Origin of the sequence: Campylobacter concisus, assembly GCF_002913765.1 — a bacterium.
In the GTDB taxonomy this organism is placed as follows: Bacteria; Campylobacterota; Campylobacteria; order Campylobacterales; family Campylobacteraceae; genus Campylobacter_A; species Campylobacter_A concisus_BB.
The window spans coordinates 73,320-97,411 of the sequence record NZ_PPCH01000022.1 but is presented as its reverse complement, the minus strand read 5'-3'; the positions used below and the strand labels follow the sequence as shown (position 1 = coordinate 97,411).

General features: G+C 38.4%; 25 protein-coding genes. 6 read left to right on the top strand and 19 right to left on the bottom strand.

All coding sequences use genetic code 11. The features are described from left to right. Positions 1-139 precede the first annotated feature (139 nt). The 3 genes from CYO89_RS06295 (at position 140) to CYO89_RS06285 (ending at position 2,526) form a co-directional block, all read left to right on the top strand. The gene (locus CYO89_RS06295) at positions 140-922 is read left to right on the top strand and encodes a MetQ/NlpA family ABC transporter substrate-binding protein (protein ID WP_087581668.1); all 783 of its coding nucleotides are present in this window, start codon (positions 140-142) and stop codon (positions 920-922) included. Positions 923-997: 75 nt separating this feature from the next. Then, entirely contained in the window at positions 998-1,777 is a 780-nt protein-coding gene (locus tag CYO89_RS06290) for a MetQ/NlpA family ABC transporter substrate-binding protein (RefSeq protein ID WP_103597604.1), read from the top strand. A 158-nt stretch (positions 1,778-1,935) separates the two neighbouring features. Further along, complete coding sequence (locus CYO89_RS06285; protein WP_035169914.1) at positions 1,936-2,526, top strand: DedA family protein; 591 nt, start codon at positions 1,936-1,938, stop codon at positions 2,524-2,526. Between the two features lie 69 nt (positions 2,527-2,595). Here CYO89_RS06285 and murI read toward each other — a convergent pair whose 3' ends face one another. Next, entirely contained in the window at positions 2,596-3,384 is a 789-nt protein-coding gene (murI, locus tag CYO89_RS06280) for a glutamate racemase (protein ID WP_103597601.1), read from the bottom strand. 91 nt (positions 3,385-3,475) lie between these two features. Between murI and CYO89_RS06275 the strand changes: the two genes are divergently transcribed. Both CYO89_RS06275 and murG read left to right on the top strand, forming a co-directional pair. Continuing rightward, positions 3,476-4,636 (top strand): FtsW/RodA/SpoVE family cell cycle protein, encoded by a 1,161-nt coding sequence (locus tag CYO89_RS06275; protein WP_009293817.1) that lies wholly within the window; start codon positions 3,476-3,478, stop codon positions 4,634-4,636. Continuing rightward, positions 4,633-5,655: an undecaprenyldiphospho-muramoylpentapeptide beta-N-acetylglucosaminyltransferase gene (murG, locus tag CYO89_RS06270; RefSeq protein ID WP_103597600.1), complete on the top strand. Its 1,023-nt coding sequence runs from the start codon at positions 4,633-4,635 to the stop codon at positions 5,653-5,655. The genes CYO89_RS06275 and murG overlap by 4 nt, the downstream gene beginning before the upstream one ends. On the opposite strand, the gene CYO89_RS06265 is transcribed toward murG, so the two are convergent. After that, positions 5,647-6,381, bottom strand: a complete 735-nt coding sequence (locus tag CYO89_RS06265) for an imidazole glycerol phosphate synthase (RefSeq protein ID WP_103597598.1) — start codon at positions 6,379-6,381, stop codon at positions 5,647-5,649. The two genes, murG and CYO89_RS06265, sit on opposite strands and share 9 nt — an antisense overlap. 115 nt (positions 6,382-6,496) lie before the next feature. Between CYO89_RS06265 and CYO89_RS06260 the strand changes: the two genes are divergently transcribed. Continuing rightward, positions 6,497-7,255, top strand: a complete 759-nt coding sequence (locus tag CYO89_RS06260; RefSeq protein WP_103597595.1) for a hypothetical protein — start codon at positions 6,497-6,499, stop codon at positions 7,253-7,255. Here CYO89_RS06260 and CYO89_RS06255 read toward each other — a convergent pair whose 3' ends face one another. From CYO89_RS06255 to CYO89_RS06175, 17 genes are all read right to left on the bottom strand, one after another. Further along, entirely contained in the window at positions 7,256-8,506 is a 1,251-nt protein-coding gene (locus CYO89_RS06255; protein WP_258032547.1) for an RNA polymerase factor sigma-54, read from the bottom strand. Between the two features lie 3 nt (positions 8,507-8,509). Next, the gene (gene lptB, locus CYO89_RS06250) at positions 8,510-9,238 is read right to left on the bottom strand and encodes an LPS export ABC transporter ATP-binding protein (protein WP_009293825.1); all 729 of its coding nucleotides are present in this window, start codon (positions 9,236-9,238) and stop codon (positions 8,510-8,512) included. Then, on the bottom strand, positions 9,231-9,629 hold the full coding sequence (gene tsaE, locus CYO89_RS06245) for a tRNA (adenosine(37)-N6)-threonylcarbamoyltransferase complex ATPase subunit type 1 TsaE (protein ID WP_103572319.1): 399 nt from the start codon (positions 9,627-9,629) through the stop codon (positions 9,231-9,233). Before tsaE ends, lptB begins: the two co-directional genes overlap by 8 nt. Next, positions 9,629-9,874: an RNA-binding S4 domain-containing protein gene (locus CYO89_RS06240; protein ID WP_002940508.1), complete on the bottom strand. Its 246-nt coding sequence runs from the start codon at positions 9,872-9,874 to the stop codon at positions 9,629-9,631. Before CYO89_RS06240 ends, tsaE begins: the two co-directional genes overlap by 1 nt. Positions 9,875-9,907: 33 nt before the next feature. Then, complete coding sequence (locus CYO89_RS06235; protein WP_103597592.1) at positions 9,908-10,735, bottom strand: alpha/beta hydrolase; 828 nt, start codon at positions 10,733-10,735, stop codon at positions 9,908-9,910. Beyond that, a complete protein-coding gene (locus tag CYO89_RS06230; RefSeq protein ID WP_103597591.1) occupies positions 10,729-12,825 on the bottom strand; it encodes a TonB-dependent receptor domain-containing protein in 2,097 nt (698 codons plus the stop codon). The genes CYO89_RS06235 and CYO89_RS06230 overlap by 7 nt, the downstream gene beginning before the upstream one ends. A 182-nt stretch (positions 12,826-13,007) precedes the next feature. Further along, positions 13,008-13,772, bottom strand: coding sequence for a methyl-accepting chemotaxis protein (locus CYO89_RS10745; RefSeq protein WP_374220071.1), 765 nt, complete (start codon positions 13,770-13,772; stop codon positions 13,008-13,010). 493 nt (positions 13,773-14,265) lie between these two features. After that, positions 14,266-14,766 carry a PAS domain-containing protein gene (locus CYO89_RS06220; RefSeq protein WP_103597587.1) on the bottom strand — a complete coding sequence of 167 codons (501 nt, stop codon included), beginning with the start codon at positions 14,764-14,766 and terminating at the stop codon, positions 14,266-14,268. A 27-nt stretch (positions 14,767-14,793) separates the two neighbouring features. Continuing rightward, on the bottom strand, positions 14,794-16,029 hold the full coding sequence (locus tag CYO89_RS06215; RefSeq protein WP_012001751.1) for a type II secretion system F family protein: 1,236 nt from the start codon (positions 16,027-16,029) through the stop codon (positions 14,794-14,796). Then, positions 16,026-17,777: a GspE/PulE family protein gene (locus CYO89_RS06210; RefSeq protein ID WP_103597585.1), complete on the bottom strand. Its 1,752-nt coding sequence runs from the start codon at positions 17,775-17,777 to the stop codon at positions 16,026-16,028. Before CYO89_RS06210 ends, CYO89_RS06215 begins: the two co-directional genes overlap by 4 nt. Beyond that, complete coding sequence (locus CYO89_RS06205; RefSeq protein ID WP_012001749.1) at positions 17,777-18,316, bottom strand: hypothetical protein; 540 nt, start codon at positions 18,314-18,316, stop codon at positions 17,777-17,779. The genes CYO89_RS06210 and CYO89_RS06205 overlap by 1 nt, the downstream gene beginning before the upstream one ends. Further along, entirely contained in the window at positions 18,313-19,188 is an 876-nt protein-coding gene (locus tag CYO89_RS06200) for a CDC27 family protein (protein WP_103597583.1), read from the bottom strand. The genes CYO89_RS06205 and CYO89_RS06200 overlap by 4 nt, the downstream gene beginning before the upstream one ends. Continuing rightward, positions 19,181-20,008, bottom strand: coding sequence for an ATP-binding protein (locus CYO89_RS06195; RefSeq protein WP_012001747.1), 828 nt, complete (start codon positions 20,006-20,008; stop codon positions 19,181-19,183). Before CYO89_RS06195 ends, CYO89_RS06200 begins: the two co-directional genes overlap by 8 nt. Continuing rightward, positions 20,001-21,527, bottom strand: coding sequence for a pilus (MSHA type) biogenesis protein MshL (mshL, locus tag CYO89_RS06190; protein WP_103595346.1), 1,527 nt, complete (start codon positions 21,525-21,527; stop codon positions 20,001-20,003). Before mshL ends, CYO89_RS06195 begins: the two co-directional genes overlap by 8 nt. Further along, complete coding sequence (locus CYO89_RS06185; RefSeq protein WP_021084606.1) at positions 21,505-21,915, bottom strand: hypothetical protein; 411 nt, start codon at positions 21,913-21,915, stop codon at positions 21,505-21,507. The genes mshL and CYO89_RS06185 overlap by 23 nt, the downstream gene beginning before the upstream one ends. Beyond that, on the bottom strand, positions 21,915-22,562 hold the full coding sequence (locus CYO89_RS06180) for a hypothetical protein (RefSeq protein ID WP_012001744.1): 648 nt from the start codon (positions 22,560-22,562) through the stop codon (positions 21,915-21,917). Before CYO89_RS06180 ends, CYO89_RS06185 begins: the two co-directional genes overlap by 1 nt. Next, positions 22,559-24,079, bottom strand: coding sequence for a C4-dicarboxylate ABC transporter (locus CYO89_RS06175; RefSeq protein ID WP_103597581.1), 1,521 nt, complete (start codon positions 24,077-24,079; stop codon positions 22,559-22,561). Before CYO89_RS06175 ends, CYO89_RS06180 begins: the two co-directional genes overlap by 4 nt. Positions 24,080-24,092 lie beyond the last annotated feature (13 nt).

Here is a 24,092-nt window from a genome sequence, read left to right as displayed (position 1 = left end):
TCGTCGAAAGACTAATCTCTAAGCACAGAATTTCTTTTTAAGTGCTTAGAAATAGCTTAAGCGCTTAAAAAGAAATTTAACCTTCTAGCTTAAATTTATCCTTTTTTGGTGCTTGGCAAATTTTAAAAAAGGATAATAAATGAAAAAACTACTTCTTACCTCTTTAGTTGCCCTAGGCCTTAGCGTTAGCGCAAATGCTGCTGACAAATCAAAAACAATAATCGTCGGTGCTACACCTATCCCACATGCTGAAATTTTAGAGGTTGTAAAACCTATTTTGGCAAAAGATGGCTACACACTTGAGATCAAAGAATTTAACGACTACACCACGCCAAACCTTGCGACAGAGGACGGCGACCTTGACGCAAACTTCTTTCAGCACATCCCATATCTTGAAGAATTTAACAAAAACAAAGGCACTCACCTTGTAAAAACAGTTGGCGTGCACCTAGAGCCAATGGGCGTTTATTCTAAAAAGATCAAAGATATCAAAGAGCTAAAAGATGGCGCAGTTGTCTCTATCCCAAATGATCCAACAAATGAGAGCCGCGCACTTGACATCATAGCCAGTGCTGGACTTATCAAGCTAAACAACAACCCACTAAAAACCCCGCTTGATATAGTTGATAACCCTAAAAAACTTAAATTTGAAGAGATCGAGACTGCTCAAGTGCCAAGAACGCTTGATGACGTTACTATCGCAGTTATCAACACAAACTACGCACTAAATGCAAATCTCAATCCAACAAAAGACGCGCTTGTGATCGAGAGCAAAGATAGCCCATACGTAAACTACGTAGTTGTTAAAGCTGGCAACGAGAACAGCCCAAAAACTAAAGCCCTTGATAAAGCGATCAACTCACCAGAAGTTAAGAAATTTATCGAGACAAAATATAACGGCGCTATCATCCCAGCGTTTTAATTAAATTTATAAAAAGCGACGTAAAAGCTTTTACCTTTTTAGCGTCGCTTTACCAAAACAAAAAAAGGAAAAACAATGAAATTTATCAAACTTTTAACCGCATCTTTAGTTGCTCTAAGCCTTCACGCAGCCGACAAAGACCACACTATCACTGTTGGCGTCTCACCAGTGCCACACGCTGAAATTTTAGAATTTGTAAAACCAAAGCTAAAAGATAAGGGCTACGACCTTGTTATCTCTGAAATTTCAGACTACTCTATCCCAAATGTCGCCACAGAAGATGGCAGCTTAGACGCAAATTTCTTTCAGCATTTGCCATATCTTGAGGAGCAAAACAAGGCTAGAGGCCTGCATCTTGTAAGCGTTGCAAATGTCCATGTTGAGCCACTTGGCTTTTACTCTAAAAAGATAAAAAACATAAAAGAGCTAAAAGATGGCGCAAAAGTGGCGATCGCTTACGATCCGTCAAATGGCAACAGAGCGCTTAGAATTTTAGAAAAAGCTGGTCTTATCGAGATCGATAAAAACGTAAAAGTTGCAACTGTAAATGACATAACTAAAAATCCTAAGAATTTACAATTTGTCGAGCTAGAAGGCGCTCAGATCCCAAGAACACTTGATGACGTCGATATCGCTGCCATTAGCACAAATTTCGTCCTTGATCTTGGCATGAGCGTGGCAAAAGACGCACTTTTACTTGAAGATGCCAACAGCCCTTACGCCAACATCATCGTCACAAGAGCTGGCAACGAGAACAATCCTAAGATCAAAGCTTTAGTCGATGCGGTGCTTAGCCCTGATACTAAAAATTTCATCATCACTCGCTATAAAGGCGAGGTCATACCTGCATTTTAAAAACTGGGCGAGCTTTCGCCCTACTTTTGCCTTTAAATTTAAACCTTATAGCTTTTCGTTTTAACTATCTTTTTTAAAATTTATCGCTTTTGTTAGTTACTATTAGTAAATAAAGCTTTGCTACAATGCCTCATTTTAAGATAAATCTCGGAGTAAAAATGCTACATGACATTATTGATTTTATAGTCTCAAGCGTGAGCAGCTGGGGCTATGCTGGTATATTTGTAATGATGTTTTTAGAGAGCTCATTTTTTCCATTTCCAAGCGAAGTGGCGATGATACCGGCTGGATATCTAGCTCACAAAGGCGAGATGAGCCTAGCGCTTGCCTTTATCTCTGGCACGCTTGGCAGCTTGCTTGGAGCCATTTTTAACTACTATCTTTGCTACTTTTTTGGACGCGAGATCGTCTTAAAATACGGCAAATTTGTAGGCATCACTCACGAAAAGATGGATAAATTTGAAGCATTTTTTAATAAACATGGCGAAATTTCAACATTTAACTCACGCCTCATCCCAGGAATTCGTCAGTATATCAGCCTGCCTGCTGGGCTTGCTAAGATGAATATTTTTAGATTTTGCCTATTTACCACGCTTGGCGCTGGGATTTGGTGCGCGGTTTTGCTTGGAGTTGGCTACTTTCTAGGCTCAAATCCTGACAAACAGACACTTCTAACGATCACGATCGCTCTTTTGGCGGTGGTTGCGATAATAAGTGCTATCTATATAATAAAGCAAAGAAAGAGATAATACATATAAAAATATGTAAAATTTAGTGTATTTTGCTAAATTTGGCTCAAATTTTTAGATAAATTTAGCCTAACTAATAGCTCTCATTTTTTCTAATCTAGCTAAATTCCTTGAAATTTTCTCCAGCTCACTTTGCTCGTAAACCTCGTCACCAGAGTAAAAAAATTTCACATTTGGAGTTAAATTTGCATTTGAAACTGCAAGCCCAAACTCACTTATAAGGCGCTTTATCGTCCCTTCGTTGCCGTCTATTATACTTACATTTGGAGGCAAAATTTCTCTTAAGCTATCTTTAAAATAGTTAAAATGCGTGCAGCCAAGCACCAAAAAGTCAAATTTACTTAGATCAAATTTAGCTAGCTCATCTTTTAGATACGACTTAACGTTTTCGCTCTCAAACTCAGCCTTTTCAGCGAAATTTACAAGGCGAGGCAGAGCTAGCAGCTCGGTTTTATCTTTTGCGTTTAAATTTGTTATTAACTCTTTTAGTTTTGCGCCATTTACGGTGACTGGAGTGGCGATGACTAGCGTTTTTAGGGCATTATCATGGCTTAGGTCGTGAGCTTTTTTTACAGCTGGCTCCATACCGATGATCGGCACGCTTAAATTTGCTCTAAGCTCTTTTATCGCCACGCTTGTTGCAGTGTTGCACGCTACAACGACAGCTTTTGAGCCATTTTTGACAAGAAATTTCACCGCATCAAAGCTAAATTTTAAGATATCATCCCTGCTCTTTTGTCCGTATGGGACATTTTTCACGTCTGCGTAATATAAAAATTCATGCTCGCTAAGCTTGCTTAAAGCTTCGTTTAAGACGCTAAGTCCGCCAAGCCCAGAGTCAAATATACCTATCTTCATGCCCATCCTTAAAGCCTGCAATTATAGCAAATAATATCTTTGTAAGCCGTTTTTTATTATACTTTGGCTCATTTTAAAGTTGGAGCTAAATTTGGCAGTTGATAAGGTTATTTTCTATCTTTGCGCGACTTTGATCGCCATAAGCATCATTTTTTCACTATCCTTGCCAGTTTTTACAGTTTTATTTTTTAACTACGACGAATTTCACTTTTTCATCCGCCAGTTTGCAGTCGGCTGCATAGGAATTTTTCTCATGTGGTGGCTCTCAAGGCTAAATCCCGACAAAGCGCTCGTTTGGATAGGCTTTGGACTGCTTATCTCGTGCGGTATCGCTATGGGGCTCATGCACGCCTTGCCAGCTTCGATGGTGACTGACTCTGGAGGTGCTAGACGCTGGATCAGGCTGCCTGGCTTCTCACTTGCGCCTGTTGAGTTTTTCAAAGTCGGTTTTGTCTATTTTTTAGCATGGAGCTTTACTAGAAAATTTAGTGACGGCAAGAGGACTTTGATGGCTGAGTTAAAGATACTTTTGCCTTATATCATTCTTTTTGGTATCGCTATCTTTCTTATCGCCGTTATGCAAAACGACCTTGGTCAGGTTGTAGTTTTGGCGCTTACTTTTGTGACGATGGCGCTTTTTGCAGGGGCTAGCGTTAGGCTCTTTGGTATCGGTATCTTGGGCGCTGCCTTTGTCATGACGGTGGCGATAGTTAGCTCTGAGCACAGAATTTTACGTATAAAGTCATGGTGGGGCACGATACAAAATATGGTTCTCTCTTTCTTGCCAGATAGCGTGGCAAACGTGCTTAGAGTGGCAGACGCACCAGAGCCATATCAAATTTCTCACTCACTAAATGCGATCAAACACGGCGAGTTTTTTGGCGAGGGGCTTGGAGCTGGGATATTTAAGCTTGGCTTTTTAAGCGAGGTGCATACAGACTTTGTGCTAGCTGGCATAGCTGAAGAGGTCGGCGTTTTTGGCATTTTATGCATCACAGCGATCTTTATCACGCTACTTTATAGGATATTTAGAATTTCAGCTAGGAGCGAAAACAAGGTCTATCACCTATTCTCGCTAGGCATCGGTCTTATCTTGTCGTTTTCGTTTTTGATGAATAGCTACGGCATCACATCGATCACGCCGATAAAAGGTATAGCTGTGCCATTTTTAAGCTACGGCGGTAGCTCCGTGCTTGCTATATGCATCGGCATCGGCATGGTCTTGATGGTTAGTAAAAAGGCGAAACTATGATAGTTATTTGTGGTGGTGGCACTGGCGGGCATTTGGCGATCGCTAGAAGCTTTTGCGAGGAGCTAAATAGACGAAGCATAAAGCCTATTTTTATCGGCTCAACTAGCGGTCAGGATAAATTTTGGTTTGAAAATGATGATAAATTTGCAAAGAAATTCTTTTTGCCAAGCAGTGGCGTAGTAAATAAAAGAGGTCTTGCCAAGCTAAAATCACTAACAAATATCATAAGCCTAGCTCTAAAATGCAGGCAAATTTTTAAAGAAAATGGCGTTAAAGCAGTCATTAGCGTGGGAGGCTACTCAGCAGCGCCAGCAGCCATAGCGGCCATCATCTCAAAAACGCCACTTTTCATCCACGAGCAAAATGCCGTAACTGGCAAGCTAAATAAAATTTTAAAGCCATACGCAAAGGGCTTTTTTAGCTCTTATGATGAGCTCTCGCCCTGCCCTTACCCTGTGGCAAATAAATTTTTTGAAAGCCAAAGAGTTAGAGATGAGCTAAAAACTATACTATTTTTAGGTGGCTCACAAGGCGCAAAAGCGATAAACGAGCTAGCTATAAATTTAGCCCCATATCTTAAAGAAAAAGAGATAAAAATCATTCATCAATGCGGCAAAAACGCCCTTGATGAGCTTAAAAAAAGATATGATGAGCTTGGCTTTAGCGAGGCAAATTTAGAAATTTTTGACTTTAGCAAAGAGATAGAAAAAAAGATGAGCGAGGCTGATCTTGCCATATCAAGAGCTGGAGCTAGCTCACTTTGGGAGCTTTGCGCAAACGCCCTGCCATCTATCTTTGTGCCATTTCCTTATGCCGCTGGCAATCACCAGTTTTATAACGCTAAATTTCTAAAAGATAAAGGCATAGCTGAAATTTGCCTGCAAAATGGCGAAAATTTAGACAAAGATGAAGTCATAAAAATGATCGAGAACTTTGATCTAAACAAAAGCAGCAAAGCCCTAAAAGAGATCCTTTTGCCAAATGGGGCAAAAGAGATAATGGATAAAATTTTAAGCTAGATCCTCGCCTATGGCGTAGGCTTTTAGCTCTCGTAGCTCGTAAATGAGATAGTGATATATAAGCTCATTTGTCTTTAGGCTCTTGCCTGAAAGCACTGGTCTTATCATCTCGATGATCCTATCTGTGATACCTGCGATCTCAACCAAAAGTAGCTCGTCGCCCCTTTGTTTGGCAACCCTTATGCAGTTGTAAAAAAATGTGTAGATAGTTTTAAAATTTTCCAAAACTACGTTTGAGACGATTTGAGAGTCGAGATGTAAAATTTTATTCATCCTATTTTGTAGCTCCATTAGCTCTGCAAGTAGCCCTCTTATCATCGTCGTGTCACCACTTCTTGAAAAGATACTCTTTTTCTTTTTTTTATTTTGTATCTGATACTCAGCGACTAAAATTTGCATGATGTTTGAGATGTTTGTCAGGCTCTCCTGCAAATTTTGATTAGCCTTTAGGCTCACGCCAGCCTTTTCTATCTTGTAGTATAGGCTTTTGTTTGTCTGCTCGAGGTATGAGCTAATGTTTTCGTAGTAATCTTCAGTATTAAAGACATTTTTAAAAAAACTGCCCTCGTCTGTTGTGCTATAAAGTCTTTTTTTGATCTCTTCGACATTTTTATTAAAAGTGAGCGCATCGATCTTTGTTTCTGGCTCGACAACGCCGTTGTTTTCGATAACTTCCAAGTTTTTCTTAAGCGTGCTTATCAGCTTTTCAATCTCATTAAAATCCATTTTGCCTCTTTGAAATTTTTGGCTATTTTACTATAAAAAACTGAAGTTTTCGCTTGCAATTCTTAAAAAGATATTTATACTTCTTTTAATAAAATATCTCAAAAAAGGAGCAAAAATGAATGGTGAAGTTTTTAACTCTTGCATTATCGTAGCCTCTATAAAGCAAGCATTAAAGTCAAATTTAGAGCTAGACTACAAAGGCGAAAAATATATAAAAAGCCTAGTTTTTGACTATATTTTGGAGGATGAGCAAGAAAAAAGAGAGCAAGCTAGCATAAATGAGTGGTTTAAGCACGCCAAAAAGCTTGGGTTAAGCGACGTGAGATTTGCTACAAATTTAGCCGTCTCATCGAAGGAACGCTCGCTGCAAGGCTTTTCAAATGTAAGCCACAAGTCAATTCTTTGCATTTATAAAGATAAGATGAGCTACTTCGTGCCGCACTGGAGCTTTGAAGAAAATAAAAAGGGCTGGGATATAGTCTATAAAGAATTTAGCCTAAATAGCACGCCAGAAATTCAAAAATTTAGTGACAACACTTTGGAGTTTAAAGATATCCTAACTAGGACCTCTAAATTTGCAGATGAGATAGAGTGTGAGAACTTTGGCGACTGCTTTAGAAAAGGGCTAAAAGCGCTAAACGAGCCAGAAAATATAGAGCAAAATGTCCTAAATGCGCCACTTATGCCAAAGCTAAATTTAGCCCTTTTTACTGCGGCAAGTGCGGCTGATGTCTTTGGTGGTATGGGCTCTTGGAACGACGACGCAGCAGGCTTGGCACAGCATAAAAAACGAGGCAAAGAGTATGATGAGCTTAGTAGTGAGCTTTTTACGCAGATGCGAAAGGCTACACTTTTTGCTATAAATGAGTGGTAGCTAGCCGTTTATCTGATAGATCTTTTTTCGCTGGCTTGAGCTGCCGATGTTTAGAATTTTGCGGTATTTGGTGATAGTTCGGCGAACGATTTGGATGTTAAATTTAGCTTGAATGAGCTCTTGGATTTTTAGATCAGAAAGTGGCTTTTTATGATCTTCATTTTTGATAAGCTCTAGTAAAAATTCCTTTATCGCAGCGTTTGAAGTCTCCTCATCAAAGCCAGTTGCGAAGAAATTTTTAAGTGCGACCGTGCCTCTTGGGGAGCTTAAGTATTTGTTTGCGATCGCTCTTGAGATGGTTGAAGGGTTGCGTCCAAGCTCGTCAGCTAGGTCTTTTAGCTTCATAGGCTTTATGTCGCCGCCCAAAAAGTAGTCGTACTGATACTCAACTATCATGAGCCCTATCTTATAAAGTGTCGCCTTTCTCATCTCAAGGGCGTCTATGAGCTCACTTGCCTCTTTTATGCGTGAGCTTACAAAGGCCTCTTTCTCGTCTAGCCCCTCGGTGTCTATCGAAATTTCAGGATAGTACTCGTCATTTATCTGCACGCTTATGCCACTACTTGTGCTTAGCACGAAGATATCAGGCACTGCCTCTTTTTCATCTTCAAGATACTCAATGGCTGGGGGATTTTTAAATTTCTTTATGACCTTTAGCGCGTCGTCATAGAATTTAAGCTTTCTAAGCTTTTCTATATTTTCAAAATTTAAGATGATCTTTTTTGCACACTCTATGATCTCTTCACTCGCCTCTATCTCGCCAAGCTGAAACAAAAAGCTCTCTTTGAGATCCTTCGCACCCACGCCACAGGGCTCAAGGTAGGCAAATCTCGCCCTAACTCGCTCCACCTCATTCTCATTAAAACCAGCAAAAATTTCATCATCATAAGAAAAATATCCCTCATCATCTAAACACTCGATGATCTTATATGCGATATCTTGGGACTTTTGTGTGGGGAAAAGTGGTGGATTTATCTGGCTAACGAGCTTTTCATAGAGGCTTTCTTTATAGATGCTTAAAGCCTCGATACTCTCGCTAACCGAGTTTTTGCTAACCTGCTCGAAAAAATTTCGCTTTTTTTCGCTTTTTTCTAAAATTTTATGTTCGATCGTAGCAAATGGATTCTCTTTTATAAAAGGCTCAAGTGTCTCTTTTAGCTCATCAAGCCCGCTTTGAAGGATAGGAAGCCAGCTTCTTAGCGTTTGGTTTAGTTTGATCTTTGGCGCTAAAGTTTGCTTTTGCCTTAGCATCATCTACTCAAGTAGCTTAAATTCTTCGCCAAGATAGTGCGTTCTAACGAGCTTGTTGTTTGCCACTTCGCTCGCACTGCCGCTTGCTAGCAGTGAGCCATCTTTGATGACGTAGGCTCTGTCGCAAATGGCTAGTGTCTCACGGACGTTGTGGTCAGTTATCAAAACGCCGATACCTAGCTTTTTAAGGTCTCTAACGATGCTTTGGATGTCGCTAACTGCGATAGGATCGACGCCTGCAAATGGCTCGTCAAGCAGCAAAAATTTTGGTTTTATGATGAGGCTTCTAGCGATCTCACAGCGTCTGCGCTCGCCGCCACTTAGACTAACGCCCTTTCTTAGGCGGATAGGCTCGATATTTAGCATATTTAGCATCTCATTTACTCTTTTAGAGATCTCTTCTTTGCTTTGATTTAAAATTTCAGCCCCAAGGAGCAAATTTTCTTCAACGCTTAGCTCTTTAAATATGCTTGACTCTTGCGGCAAATAGCCAATACCAAGGTGCGCTCTTTTGTGAAGTGGGACATTTGTGATCTTTTCGTCGTTTAAAAAGACATCTCCGCTAGTTGGCGAGATGAGCCCGCAGATCATATAAAAAGTAGTCGTCTTTCCAGCGCCATTTGGCCCAAGAAGCCCCACGACTTCGCCGCTATTTACCTCTAAAGATATACCTTTTATGATCTCACTTTTCTTAATCGTCTTTTTTAGATCTTTTACTTCTAGTTTATGCACTTATAACCTCGTATTTTCTGCCATTTTTGCTAGGAGAAATTTTTACTAACGTATAGCTTTCGCCGTTTTTCTTTAGAGCTTTTTCTAAATTTTCATCGCCCCACTCTACTAGATGAAGCCCCTCTTCAAACAAATTTTCAAAAAGGCCATTTTTTGCCATTCCGTCAAAACCGATCTGGTAAATGTCGTAGTGGTAGATATCTTTACCATAAATTTGCATCAAAGAAAATGTCGGCGACGTCACGCTCTCATCTATGCCATGAGCCTTGATGATCGCCTTTACAAGAGTAGTTTTGCCACTTGCTAGATCGCCACTTAGTAGCACCACGCCACTTTTTGGCAGCACCCGCACAAGCCGATCAAGCTCATTTTCTAAAAGCTCAAAAACCATCAAAGCTCTTTTACATATTCGCTTTGAGCGCTTTTTGGTATGCTCTTTGTAGTTGGGATCGCTAGCACCTCGTATCTCGCCTCTCGAGCTAGAAATTTGATAGTGATAACGTCGCCTATCTTAACATCTTTTGCCGCTTTTGCCTGCACGCCGTTGATGCTCACAACGCCACTTTTGCACATATCTTCGCTAACGGCACGCCTTTTGGTGATATTTACTACGTTTAAAAATTTATCTACTCTCATGCGGCGGATTTTAACAAAAATAGCCTTAAATTTTTAATCCTTTATATATTTCAAAAGCTCTTTTAAATTTAGAGGTATGACGCTGCCATGGGTTTCATTTTTAAAAAGCTCAAAGTGAGAATTTACGCCACTTTGCTTTAAAATTTGGGCTAGATCGCTCGCCTTTAAAATGCCAGCTTTGTCTGTTTTGCCCTTTCTCTTTTCAAGCTCGCCAACGCTAAGAAAGACAAATTTAGCCTTTACTTTCTCTTTAAATTTACCCTCGCTCACATTTTGCTTTAAAATTTCAGACTCACCCCACCAAAGAGATGGCGAAGCGATAAAGAAATTTGAAAATACGCCATCATTTTTTAGCAAAGCATAGAGCGTAAAAAGCCCGCCAAAAGAGTGTCCATAAAGGCTCTTTTGGCTACCCTGCACGTTAAATTTCTCATCGATTAGTGGCACTAAATTTCTAGTTAAAAAGTGGTAAAACGCATCTGCGCCCCCACCCTTGATAAACTCCTCGCCCTCTGCTTTTGGTGTGAGATCTCTTGTGCGTTTTTCTACCTCGTAGCTTTTGTCGCTGTCATATCCTACGCCTATTATTAGCGGGGCAGTCTTGCCATCAAATTCATTTAAGAGCATGTTAAACTGGGCATTTGCGTCAAGTAAGAAAAGCACATTTTTAAACTCATTTTGCCCTTTTAGCTTGGCTGTGAAAATTTTATAAATTTCATCATTTGCGCTCATTTTAAAGGTTGAAATTTCAAATTTACTAGCTGCTTTTTGGCTAAGTGGCTCAGGCGTTTGGCTAGGTCCTGCGTGCAAAGTCTGCGTCACACCAAGCGTAAAAAGTAAAAATTTAAAGGCTCTTACCATTTTGCAGCGACCTTAAACCAAAATCTCCTGCCCTCTTGCGGATACCAGTAGTAGTCTTTGTCATTTATTTGCGCTTCTTCGTATCTTACCTTATCAAAGATGTTGTAGGCGTTTAGACTAAGCGTTAGGTGCTTGTTTGCGTCCCAGCTGACGCCTGTATCAAATGTAAGTAAATTTTTCTCATTTTCTCTTACTCTGTTACCAGGGCCAAATTGTACGCTTGTTAGCTTGCTCTCGTAGTTTGCACCAAAAAATGTCTTAACGCTTTTTACAGGTTTATATGTAAGCGTGGCGTGAAGTGCGTGCTCTGGCGTTGCGGTAAGGCTTTTTGCGTCAAGTCTGGCAAGATTTGTCTCGCTAAATTTCATAGCGCCCCTTGGTGTGTTTATCGTTGGGTTGCCAGTTTTTATCTTTGACTTATTATAGGTGTAGTTTGAGCTTAAATTTAGGTTTGAAAGGATGTCATAGTCGCCACTTAGCTCCACGCCCCAAACGGTCGCACCCTCTATATTAAAGTAAGTTCCCCAGCCAGGACAACCCCGCACACCTACTGGGCAAGCGCCAAAGGCAGGAATTTTATTGACGTTACTGCCGTCTGTGTCTAGGATCTTATCTTTAAATTCATTTCTAAAAAGCGTCACCGAGCCTCTAAAATCAGCCTGATTGTCATAATATGCCCCAACTTCGTAAGTCGTGCTCTTTTCTGGTTTCAGGTCCTTGTTGCCAAAATCGACTATCGTCCAGCCACGTTGGATAGTGCCTACTTCTGGGGAGATTTGATTGACGTCAGGGGTTTTATAGCCAGTTGCTACGCCGCCTTTTAGGCTTAGCGTATCTGTAGCGTTATAGACTAGGTAGGCTCTTGGCGAGAGGTGGTTGCCAAAAAATTCGTTGTGTGTGAGCCTTGAGCCAAGCGTTAAAAAGAGCTTCTCATCTAAAATTTGCCACTCGTCTTCGATAAATCCCGCATGCTCGCTCATCGAGTAGGTCTTTGGGTCTTTTAAGCCGTTTTTTGAAGCGTTTGAGATGATGAAGGTCGTGCCGACATTTTGTTTGCTAAAGTCATAGCCAAAAGTTAGAGTGTGTGCGCCAAAAAAGGTTGTAAATTTTGAGTTAAAGTTATGATTTTTAGCTTTTGCTGGTATAAATTTGTCAAAAAGGCTACTTCTTTGGGTCTCATCATAAATGTAGCTAAGATCAGCATTTAGGCTATCAAACTCGCCAAGATAGCCCACGCCATAGCTCTTTTTCTCGTAGTCATAATTATCTAATGGTCTTCTTCTTGGGTCTGGATCGGCTGTTTTGCCAAGGGTGCGCGAGTAGTCATGCCTTTCGTTTGAACCAAGGATGAAAAATTTATTGTGTTCATCTGGCGTGATCCAAAGCTTTGCACTCAAATTTCTCTTATCGCTTTTTTGGTAGCCACCAACGTAACTATCCTCATCTCTTAGCTTTTTATAGCCCCAAAGCTGAAGCGCTAAAAACTCTTTATAAAGAGGTAAATTTAGATAAAAGTCGCCCTGCCTGCCGTCGCCTATGCCTTTGTGAGTGTTTATCGTGGTTGAGATGCCGACGTTGCCGCTAAATTTTGAAAAGTCTTTTTTAGTAATGATATTTATAACGCCTCCAACCGCGTCGCTACCATAAAGCGAGCTCATAGGACCGCGGATGATCTCTATACGCTCGATCGCCTCGGCTGGCGGGATGAAATTTGAGTTCATATCCCCTGCTCCACCCTTTGGATTTGCGCTGCTTGAATTTACTCTTTTGCCATCTATCAAAACTAGCGTTTGAGAACTCTCCATGCCACGTATCGAGATACCACTAGCTGGACCATCCTCACCACCTATGACATTTACACCTGGGACTTTTTGGGCGATTGAATGAAGCGAAGTAAAACTATCTTTTGTAAGCTCGTCGCCCTTTATCACGCTGATACTTGCAGGAGCTTCTTTAATCTGCTGCGAAAAGCCACTCGCACTTACTACGACGCCATCTAGCTTGGTTTCGTTATTATCTTTCTCTACTGCATAGAGAGAATTTGCCACACAAGCGCTAAGGCAAATGGCGATAAATTTTGATCTATTCACGGATATCCTTTTGTTAAATTTAATCTTTGATAATGAAAGCGAAACGCAAATTTAACAAAGCAAGCATAAAAACAATATTAATTATCATAATTTTAAACAACAATGTAGAAAAAATTTATGAAAATAAAATTTAAATCAATCTAAGAGGAGCTAGACCCAAAGCGAGTCTAGCAAATTTGAAGTTATTTTGAAGCGACCATTTCGTTGTATGAGTTAAATATCTCTCTACTAAGATCTTCGAGCTTTCTAAATTCAGTGACAAAATGTTTTAAATTTTTCTCGTTATAGCCCTTGCCAGCTTCTGTCAAGATGGCTTTGATGTTTTTGTTAAACTCATCTACCAAATGGCGTGATTTCTCGTATGTTTTAGTGTGGCTAAAGCTCTTTGCACACTCATTTTCATACCACGCTACAAGATCGTCTGCGTCTTTTGCTATATCGTCGCCGTAACCTTGCTCATTTACAGTGTCGGAATAAACACCCACTTTATAGACGATGATAGCTATCTTTGCGATGATGCCAAAGGTCTTATCTTCTACATATTTTGATCTTTGGGCTGTCTCTTTTGCATTTTGGTTAAAGCTAGCTAAAGTTTGTTTGAAATTTTCAACATTTGCTGTGGCGATCTTTGAAATTTCATCTATCTTTTTAGAATTTTCATCGATATCTTTGGCTTCTTGCTGAAGTGTTTGGATATTTACGCCGATCTCGTGTGTTGCTTTTTGGGTATTTTCAGCTAGTTTTCTAACCTCATCAGCAACAACTGCAAAGCCGCGTCCATGCTCGCCTGCTCGTGCTGCTTCGATAGCTGCGTTTAGAGCTAGCAAATTTGTCTGCTCGGCTATATCTTTTATCAAATTTACAACCGAAGTGATGTCATCTGTTCTGCTATTTAGCGTGCTTATAGCGTGGCTTGAGCCCTCTATCAGCTCCTCAAGCGAGCTCATATTTACGCTTAGCTCATTGATGCTTTGCGTCGTATCCTCGGCGATTCTAGCCGTATCTTTTGCCATGAGTGCCATTTGGCTAAGGTTTTTGATACTCTCATTTAGATCATTTCTAACATCTTCTATGCCGTCGTTGCCATTGCCAAGTGTGTCAAGTTCTTTTGAAAGCAGACCTCTTACTTTACTTTTGTGACTATCTTTTATGCCAGTTACGCCATTACTCATAGAAATGGCATTTTGTTTAAATATACCGCGAAATCCCTCTGTAAAGATATTTCTATATGTTAGTCCGCTTTGAGCAGCGTCTATTGAGGTTGAAATTTCTCTTTGAAGTGCCTCAACTTGATCAAGCAAGTCATTTATACCAAGTGCTACTTCATAAAGTGGGTCATTTTCTTTTACATTTACTATCCTAGGCTCTAAGATACCGTTTCTAGCTGAGCCTACTACGCTTAAAATTTCATTTATAGAGTCAAGTTTTTTTCCAAACATATTATAGCCTTTGTAGGTTATTTACAAATTCATCATAACTTATATTTTTTTCTTTTAAAAATTCAGTTAAAAATTTCATCGAAGCATCCATGCCACCGCTCTTTTCTACCGATAATAACTTTTGATATATAGGCTCTATTACCTCAATCGCCTTTGGATTTGGCTTGCGTCTAACTGAGTAGTAGCCAACTGGATTATTTTGTACATCAAGCGAAGTTGTGATATTTGCAAAGACCCAGTAGTATCCACCATCAAAGCTTTTGTTTTTAACATAAGCAAAAATTTCTTCTTTATTTTTTATGCGCTCCCAAAGTAGCTTAAAAACAGCTCTTGGCATATCTGGGTGTCTTATGATGTTGTGAGGCTTACCCAAGACTTCAGCTTGCTTTGCTCCAACTATCTTTAAAAATGGCTCGTTACAATATGTAATACGTCCTTTTAAGTCGGTCTTTGAGACCAAAAAGGCGCTCTCTTCGACCATGTGTTCTTTGTTTTCAGACATCTTCTCTCCTTTAAGATTTTAATTATTTTAGTTTTTAACGGCTTTTGATAGATCCCACATCGGCAAAAATATACCAAGAGCTAGTAAAAGCACCATACCTGCTATAAAAACGAGCAAGATAGGCTCGATATAGTTTGAGATGTTATCAATAATATCGTTAAATTTCATCCTGTAATAGTCAGTTACTTTTCCAGTCATATCGTCTAAGCTACCGCTTTGCTCGCCAGCGCTTATCATCTGTATGAGCATATTTTCATATAAATTTGTATCTCTAAAAGCCTCTGTTAGGCTAACACCCCTACCAACAAGTATCTTAACGCCACTTAGCTTCTTTTTGATATCCTTGTTTGAAACCGTTATCACAGCTGTATCAAGGGCATCTGCTATAGGCAAACCAGCTCGAACAAGCTCTGTAAAGATGAGGTTAAACCTACTCATATTCGAATAAAATATGATCTTGCCGATGAGATAGACTTTCAAAAGGTATTTATCGACCTTATCTTGAAATTCTTCACTCTCAAGGTAGTATTTTCTAAGCAAATATCCGATAAATGCAAGTGCCCCAAGGATATAAAAGCCGTAGTTTGTCATGACGTATTCGATATTTAGCAAAATTTTAGTTGGCAGTGGTAGCTCTGCATTTAACTGCTCGAAAATTTCTCTAAACTGCGGCACAACAAGTATCATAAGGATGACAAAAGCTATGATGATCGCACAAATGACTGTTATCGGATAGCGGATAGCTTTTTTAAATTTTTGCTGATTGTCCCAGACCTCTTGCAAGATAGAGGCGAGCTTTGCAAGCGCGTCAGCCATATTACCAGTGCTTTCCCCTAGTCTTATCATCGCTAGCGTCACGTCGCCTAGCTCTTCTTTAAAATTTTCTATACTATTTGTGAGGCTTGAGCCTTGATTTAGTTCCTCATCTATAGTTTGAAATATAAATTTAAGGCGCTTATCCTCAGTGGAGTTTGCAACCTCTTTAATGCTATCGTGGATAGAAATTCCAGCATTTGTCATAACGCTAAGCTGCCTTATGGTGGCTACTAAATTTGGGATTTTCACCTTTGGATTAGTAAAAGCCTTTGCGATCACGTTTTGTAAATTTTCAAAGTTATTTATGCTAGAAGTTTGCGTCTCTTTGATCTTTACGATCATGCCAGTAACATTTGCTTTGTCTTTGATCTCACTTTTATTGTTCGCTCTTAGGCTCATCTTATGGCGTTTGCCGTTTTGGATGTATTCTACTTCAAAATATTTCATATCTTAGCAACTCTATAAACTTCTTCAAGCGTTGTTACGCCGTTTGCAGCGCGTATGACGCCGTCATGAAACATATCTATAAAGCCATCTTCGTAGGCCGACTTTTTGATCTCATCTTTTGAAGCGCCATTTGCAACAAGGCTTGCGATGTGATCGCTGATAGGCAGAATTTCGCTTATCATCTCACGTCCCAAATATCCAGTTTGTGAGCACTGCGGGCAGCCGACGCTTTTGTAAAACTGGTAGTTTTCAGGGACAAATTTCTTAACCTCGTCAAATGCCTTTTGAGATAGAGTGATCTTTTGTTTGCAGTGTGGGCAGAGCTTTCTAACAAGCCTTTGAGCCTCTATGCAAACGAGCGCGCCACTTACTAAATATGGCTCGATGCCCATATCTATCATACGAGGAAGCGCGCTAATGGCGTCATTTGTGTGAAGTGTAGAAAAGACAAGGTGACCAGTAAGTGCCGCTTGTATCGCTATGCGAAGCGTCTCTTGGTCCCTGATCTCGCCTATCATTATGACGTCTGGATCTTGCCTCAAGATAGAGCGAAGGGCTGAGACAAAGGTAAGTCCAGCCTTTTCATTTACATGCACTTGTTGGATCATATTTAGCTGATACTCAACCGGGTCTTCAACTGTTATGATCTTAGTTTTTACGCTTTTTATATCATTTAGCGCACCATAAAGTGTCGTAGTCTTACCTGATCCTGTTGGACCAGTGACTAAAATGATACCATAAGGTGCTTTCATGCTCTTTTTAAATTTAGAAAAGTTGTCTGGGTGCATGCCAAGATCTTCTAAATTTATAATGACCTTTGACTTATCAAGAATTCTTAATACTATACTTTCACCGTTTAAGATAGGTAGCGTCGAGATACGAAAATCATACTCTTTGTCTAAAATTTGAGCTGAAAATCTACCATCTTGTGGTCGGCGGCGCTCTGCGATGTCCATGTTTGATAGTAGCTTCATACGGCTAACCATCGGCGGATAGATATCTTTATCAAATATAAATGTTTCGCTTAACATGCCATCGATCCTGCTTCTTACGATGCAGTTTGTCTCGGTTGGCTCGATGTGGATGTCGCTGGCTCTGCTTTGGATAGATGTTTTTAAGATGATCTCTATTAGCTTTAAAATTCCAGAGTTTTCACTGTTTTGCCCTTGGCTAGCCGAGCTTGAAAGCTCTCTTCTGATCTCTGTTATCACATCTTTTATGCTCTCATTTAGTGCTAGCTTGCTTATATATTTTTCTATCTGGGTTGGCTGAGCGATGGCAACTTTTAGTAGTTTTCTATTAAATAAATTTTGCACCTTATCTTGAGCGATAACGTCAAATGGATTTTTAAAAGCGACATATACGCTTATCTCATCTTCTTTGACTGGGATCGCACTATATGTCTTTAGCTGAGCGGTGCTTAGCTTTTCGCTGATGCGGTAGTCGATGTCGATATCATCAAGGTCAAAGTATAAAACCTTAAATTTCTCGCTTATAAATTTAACAAAAGCCTTGATATCAAGCTCAAGATCGTTTGAAATTTCATCGATATTTACATGCCCTCTCCTATAAATATCAGACAAAATTTCCATAAAGTCATCGTCATTTAGTAAATTTTCATCTCTTAAAATTTTAACAAGGCCTTTGCCTTCTTGCTCGCTTATCTGCTTTATCTTTTCTATATCTGATGTGCTTAGTTTGCCGTTTTGTTCTATATTTTTTAAGATTACATTTTCTACATTTTTCATTATCTATACTCTATTTGTGATTTCAGGTCGTTATTTTTAAAAATTTTAAGCACTAGCTTTGGTATTTGCCCATTTGTTGGGCTTATCTCATATCTTGTGTCAGAATTTGGCTCTTCAAAGATAAATGTGCCAAGCTCTTCGACATACTCTTTTTTTACAAATTTATCAAACAAAAATGAAAGTATATAATCACTCTTTGGAAGTCTGATATAGCTTATATCAACGCCATCTATCATAGCGTGAAATAAGAGCTTTTTCTTAAATAAGATGTCAGCAAAATAGGCAGCATTTTCTCTTGATTTTTCGCTCTTTACTAGCTTATCGATCGGAGTTGCTAGCCTGTTTAGATCGTTCATCTTTATGCAAGCGATGCCAAACATAGAAATTTGCTCTTCGTTATTTTGTGTTTTTAAAAAGTCCTCAACCTTTTGGTTGCAGACTTTTGCATAGTTTGCACTGTTAAAGTCATCCCTTATCTCGGTCAGACTAACAGCAAAAACTTCACAAACAAAAACCAAAAAAATAACAAAAAATTTCATAATGTTCCACTTTTTATCTTATTTATAAGCTCATTTATCGAAGCTTTGTTTAAGTTTTTATTATACTCCCTTAGAGCTTTGACGGCATCATCGCTTTGTTTTAGCTTATATTTTGACTTTGCAAAGATGATCCACGACTCCTCTAAGCTATTATCTATATCGTTTGCTGCAAGCGACCACTTTATAGCTTCTTTGAAATTATTATTTCTAAAATTTAATCTAGCAAGCTCAAGTGCGATAGTTGGATTGTTTGTTTTTAGAAATTGATCTCTTAGCACGCTCTCTTCATTTGATGCTGAAGTTACTTGTATATTTACACGCCTTCTAGCTGGTTTTGACTCAAGGTCTATCACTTCATCTTGTGGCACGCTCATGCCGTTTATGCCATTTTGTTCGCTAAGTGGCTCTTCATCAGGGATATTTAGCTTAAGCCAACCTTGTGAGCTTCTTTGCCTTTTTGGGTCATTTTTTGAAGTATCGTTTGTCTCGTTTATCTTTACAACCTCTTCGAGCTTTTTAGCTATCTTGTCAGCTAGCTCGTCTTGCTTTTTGCCCTCTTCAAATTTAGCCTTAGCAACCTCGCTCTTTTGCTTTAGCTCGCTAAGCATGCTTGCATTTGTCTCGTTTTTTTCTACCATTTTTACAGCGGTTGCATTTTTGGCTAAAACTTTATCGCTTTTACTAGCAAGACTTGGAGTTTTCTCTATACTTAGCGCTATCAATGCAGCCAGCAAAATAATGATAAGCAAAAGCTCGATGATTAAAATTTTAGAGTTTTTGGCATTAAAAATTTTATGCAAAAAGCCACCATTTTTTTTCTTGTAGCTCTCATAAAGCTTTTCTAGTCTTTGAATTTCTTGTGGTTCAAGCATCGATTAGCCCCGCATCAAGTGCAGCCATGGTGAGTATCATGATATTTGCCTTATCACCGCTAAGCTTTGAAGGCTGATACTGCTCGTAGTATTCGCAAATTTCATAGAATTTATACATGATCTTGTTTAGCGTTCTTAAATTTCCACCGCAAAATGAGTAGGCACACTCGTAGTCTTTTTTCTCAAATTTAAGATATTTGTCATAGTTTTTTTGACTAAGCTTTCTTTGCAAGTAGATGATGATCTCATTTACATCAGCGCTACTTAGCTCGATGCTCTCCCAAATTCTAGTCTGAAAATAATCTTTTGCCAAAATATCTTCGTTTTCGGTTTTATGTATCGTAAAGAGAAATTTAAACATCCTAGTATCAGCCATAAGCCTTATCTTCTCGATAAGCTCAGTCGGATAGAGCTGCGCTTCATCTAGGATAACCGTCATTTGATTTTTTAAAATTTCATCTTTACTGCTAAAGTCTTTTGAATAAAATTTTATAAAGCTCTCGAAGTTATTTATATCTTCAAGCTTTTTTCCATAAATTTGCTCACAAAGCGCCTCGATAAATGTCGCCTCGCTAAAAAATGGATGCGGGAAAAAGATGAGACTTTTATCCTCTTTTAGATCATTTGCGATCTTGTTTAGCAAAAAGGTCTTGCCGCTACCTGGCTTGCCATAAAACAAGATGAGCTTAAGTGGCTTTTTTAGAGCTAAAACTATCTTGTTGTAGCAGCTTATAGAGTTGTCTAAATTTACGAAATTTAAACTCTCGTCTTCATCTATGAAAACATCTTTTATATGTGTATAAATATTTTCGTTACTCATAGATCGATTTAGAAAATCCTAGATCTTTTAGCGACTGCTGAACTGGTTTTGGATCTTCAAGATCAACAACTCTTGGCGTGATGACAAAGATAAGCTCAGTAGTTTTTACGCCATCTCTTGTGCTTTTAAAGACGCTTCCTATCAAAGGTATGTCAGCTAGAAGTGGTACGGCTGTATTTTGTTTATTTTTAGTCTGTCCGATAAGTCCGCCAAGTATGATCGTATCGCCACTATTTACCTGAACTACGGTTGAGAGTTTTTTCTGAACTGTATCAGGGGCGATCTCTCTAATGGCTGTATTTTGTGATCTTATATCGTCTTCTGCATACTTAAAGCTGCTTAAGCTTGGGTTGATGCGAAGCATGATCTTGTTGTTATCTGAAACTTCTGGAAGTAAATTTAACAAGATACCGATAAATACAGAGTATTGCTTATAAGTTGTTGTAAGCCTGTTGTTATTGTTATTGTTGCTGCCATTATCCGTCTCTTCCATTACGCGGTAGTTTATATTATCACCCACAGAGATTAGCGCTTGTTGGTTGTTTAGAGTGGTTACTTTTGGACTTGAAACGACCTTTGTTTTGCCATTTGTTTCAAGGAAATTTATCATGCCATCAAGGCTAAAGTTTAAATTTGCAGCGATATTTAGTGTGCGACCAAAGCCATCGCTTAAGCTGTTGCCCTTGTTTGTCCAGCTTGCACTTGAGCTTGCATTTGTGCCTGAATTACCTATATATGAGTTAAATCCAAGCTCAAATTTACTCCAATCAACACCTTGCTTATACTCATTATTTAGATCAACTGCAATGATAGAAACATCGATGATGACTTGCTTTTTAAGCCTTCTTTGCATCTCAGCTATATATTTTTCAACACGTTTTAGCTGTGACGGGGTAGCTGTAACCGTGATAAGTCCAGCATTTTGATTTATGATAGGATCTGGCGCCGTGATGTGCTCGCTGCTATTATTTAAGATGGCTTTTAGCTCAGCATCAAGCTTCTCCCAGAAGTCAAATTTCTCAGTTGTTCTTATTAAGTTATTTTCATTTTTTATGTCATTTGAGCTAGTATCACTGCTTGAGCTATTGCCTACTTCTGACGGAGAGGCATCAACCGAAGCTTTTGTGATAGCTGTGCCCTCACGGATAGAGGTGATATAGTCTATTTTAAAAATTTTTGTTTGAAGTGATGAGATTTTTAAGACATTATTTGAAAACTCATAGCTTAAATTTTTCTCGTTTAAAAGCAGATCAAAGACCTCGCTTAGGCTCATGTTTCTAATATTTACGCCAAAGACTTTATCATCAAGCTCTTTTTTGCTATAAGCATCTTTTGCAACGATACTAAAATCACACATTTCAGAGAGCTGATTTAAAACATCGCCAAGACTTATATCGTCTGTGATCTTCATACTAAAATTTTTACTCAAGCATGTGCTTGGTTTTGCCATTATAGGGGTAGCTAAAAATGAAGCTAACGCCGCAGTTATAATAAATTTACTTAATTTTGATACCAACATTTTTACTTCCATTTTTAAGAGTTAGTTCTTGTTTTTCATCATCTTTTACGATGATAACCTTGCTGCCTTGAACACTTGTGATATTGTAATCATCAATCATATCTCCCACTTTATACCACTTGCCATTTATATTTGCTTTATTTAGCAAAATGGCCTTTAGCATAAACCCCCTTGCAGAAGAGTATTTTGTAGTGTTTTGATCACCTTTTGGAGCAACTGGCAAATTTAGCTTAAAAGGATCTTGCAAGCTAGAAATTTCACCGCTATTAAGCCCCTTTCTTTGCTCCTTTATCTTAACAAAAACTTCATCATAGTTTTTCATCTCGCCTTCAAACTCACTGCCAAACAGGCTTAGAGCTAAAATTAAAAATAAACCAAATTTTTTCATCAGTACTTCATACCCCACACAGAGATAGAGAGCTTAGCTCCTAGATCTTTTTGAGTGGAATTTATATCCATTTTGTGAAGATCTACTACGAGTTTTGACTCTTCAAGTCCGTTTATATAGCTAAGCATATCTTTAAAATTTCCGAGGCAAGTGACATCTATATTTAAAATTTGCTCTATCTTTTGGAAATTTGGCTCTTTTATATCGCTTTTAAGCTCTAAAATTTTTATATTATTTTGTTTTGCCAAAAGCACGATACTATCTATATAGTTTGCCCAGTTTTGATTGTCAAAAAGCAAAAATGAAAGCTCTTTAAGCTTTGAGTCAAAATAGGTATTAAATTTCAAAATATTCGTGTAGCGAAGTTTTAGATTGCTTAAATTTCTATTTTCTTCATTTATCTTAAAATTTCTATCGCCATCAGGAGAGCTAACTGAGGCTAGATAGTTTCTAGTGTTTTCTAGTTTTGTAGAAATTCTCGTATGTTTATCAAGCTTTTCATCAAAGAAATTTTGCGCAGGATCAAAGCATAGCATATAAACAAGATAAGCTATGATAAGCGCTGAGCCAAGAAAAATAAGGTTTGTTTCGTTTGGCTTTTTGCTATCAAAGTATTGATCTATTTTGCTTAAAATATCTTGTCTCATTGTCTAATCTCTATGCTTATATTGCTTTCATACTCGTGTTTAGCGTCATCTGAACGAATTTTTTTAGTATTTACCAAGTATTTTTCATCTTTGCTGATATCTTTGATCAACTGGGTTATCCTTTTTTCATTATCGCTAACTGCAGTTATAGTCAAATTTCTATCGTTATTTACGATGTTTGTGATATGAACTGCGTTTAGATTTAAAATATCGGTAATTTTAAAAAGATTTAAACCCTTCATAGCGTAATTATCTTTTTTATTTTCGATCTCAGCAAGCAGACCTTTTCTGAAATTTAGCTTTTCATTCTCTTTTTGAGTCTGTTCTTTTACCGCCTCTTGCTCTCTTGAAATTTTAGCTAGCGTCTCTTTTATCTGCATCTCTTGTGCGTTTAGGACGCTATATTCGTCATTTAGTCTTGCGCTGTCTTTTTCTAAAACAAGACCAGCTATGTAGTTGTAAGCTGGATACAACATACTTAGCGCAAATGCCGCAGCACAAGTGAGCAAAAATTTACCACTTTTTCTTTTGACAAATGGATCTGGGCGAAGCATATTTGAGAGGTTAAAATTCTCATAAAATGGCTCTTTGGTATAAAATCTACCAAATAAAGCCATAACGTTATAACGCTCGTTTATAGTATAGTTTTTGTTGTTTATCGCAACTTTTATATTTATATACTCTGCATCCAAACCAAGTTTGGTTGAGATAAAATTTGCAAAATTTTTGATCTCATAGTCACAATCTATGTAAATTTTCTTTATGACTATGCCATTTTGGCTATTTATAATGTTTAAAATATCGTTAAAGTAAAAGATATAATCTTCAAAAACTGTGTTTAGATCGTAGTTAAAGCCATCATCGTCTTTATTTACAAGTCCTCTTTGAGACAAAACTTCGATAAATTTTTCATCACTCAAGCGATCGCCGCTTTGCTCTAAAAATTTATCTTTAAGATAGTTTAAGTTATAGCGAATTTCTCTAGCAGTAAAAAAATCACCATCTAAATATATACTTAAAAATGATTCATCTTTTCTAAGCGCTATAAAGCAGTCTGCTTGTGTGCTAGGCAGCAAGCCCTTTTTATAAATAGCAGAGTAGATCAAAGGCTCAGGTGCTAGGTAGTCGATATAAGGGACCTTTTTTGCAACTGCTTTAAAGGTCGAATTTATATCTTCATTTGTGATAGCAAAAACAGTAAAAATTCTCTCTTGAGCTTTTGTAGTGCCTTCTGAAAAAAATATCTTATTATCAAGCGCTGGATCAAGTGAGAGCTCCGCATAGACCTTTGAGTAAAGCTCCTCATAAAGGGTGTCGTTATCAACGCTTCTAGGGATAAAAATAGTTGTTGTTTTTAAGTCTTTAAATTTTATGTATGAGATGAAAAAGTCGCGTTTATTGACTGTTTTTGAAAAGTTAAAAGCTTCTACATTGCTGTTGTGATAACGAAATCCTTTATAGTCATACGGATCTAGTGCAACTATAGAAATTTCACTATTTTTTTTAATATTCATCATGAATCAAAAAACC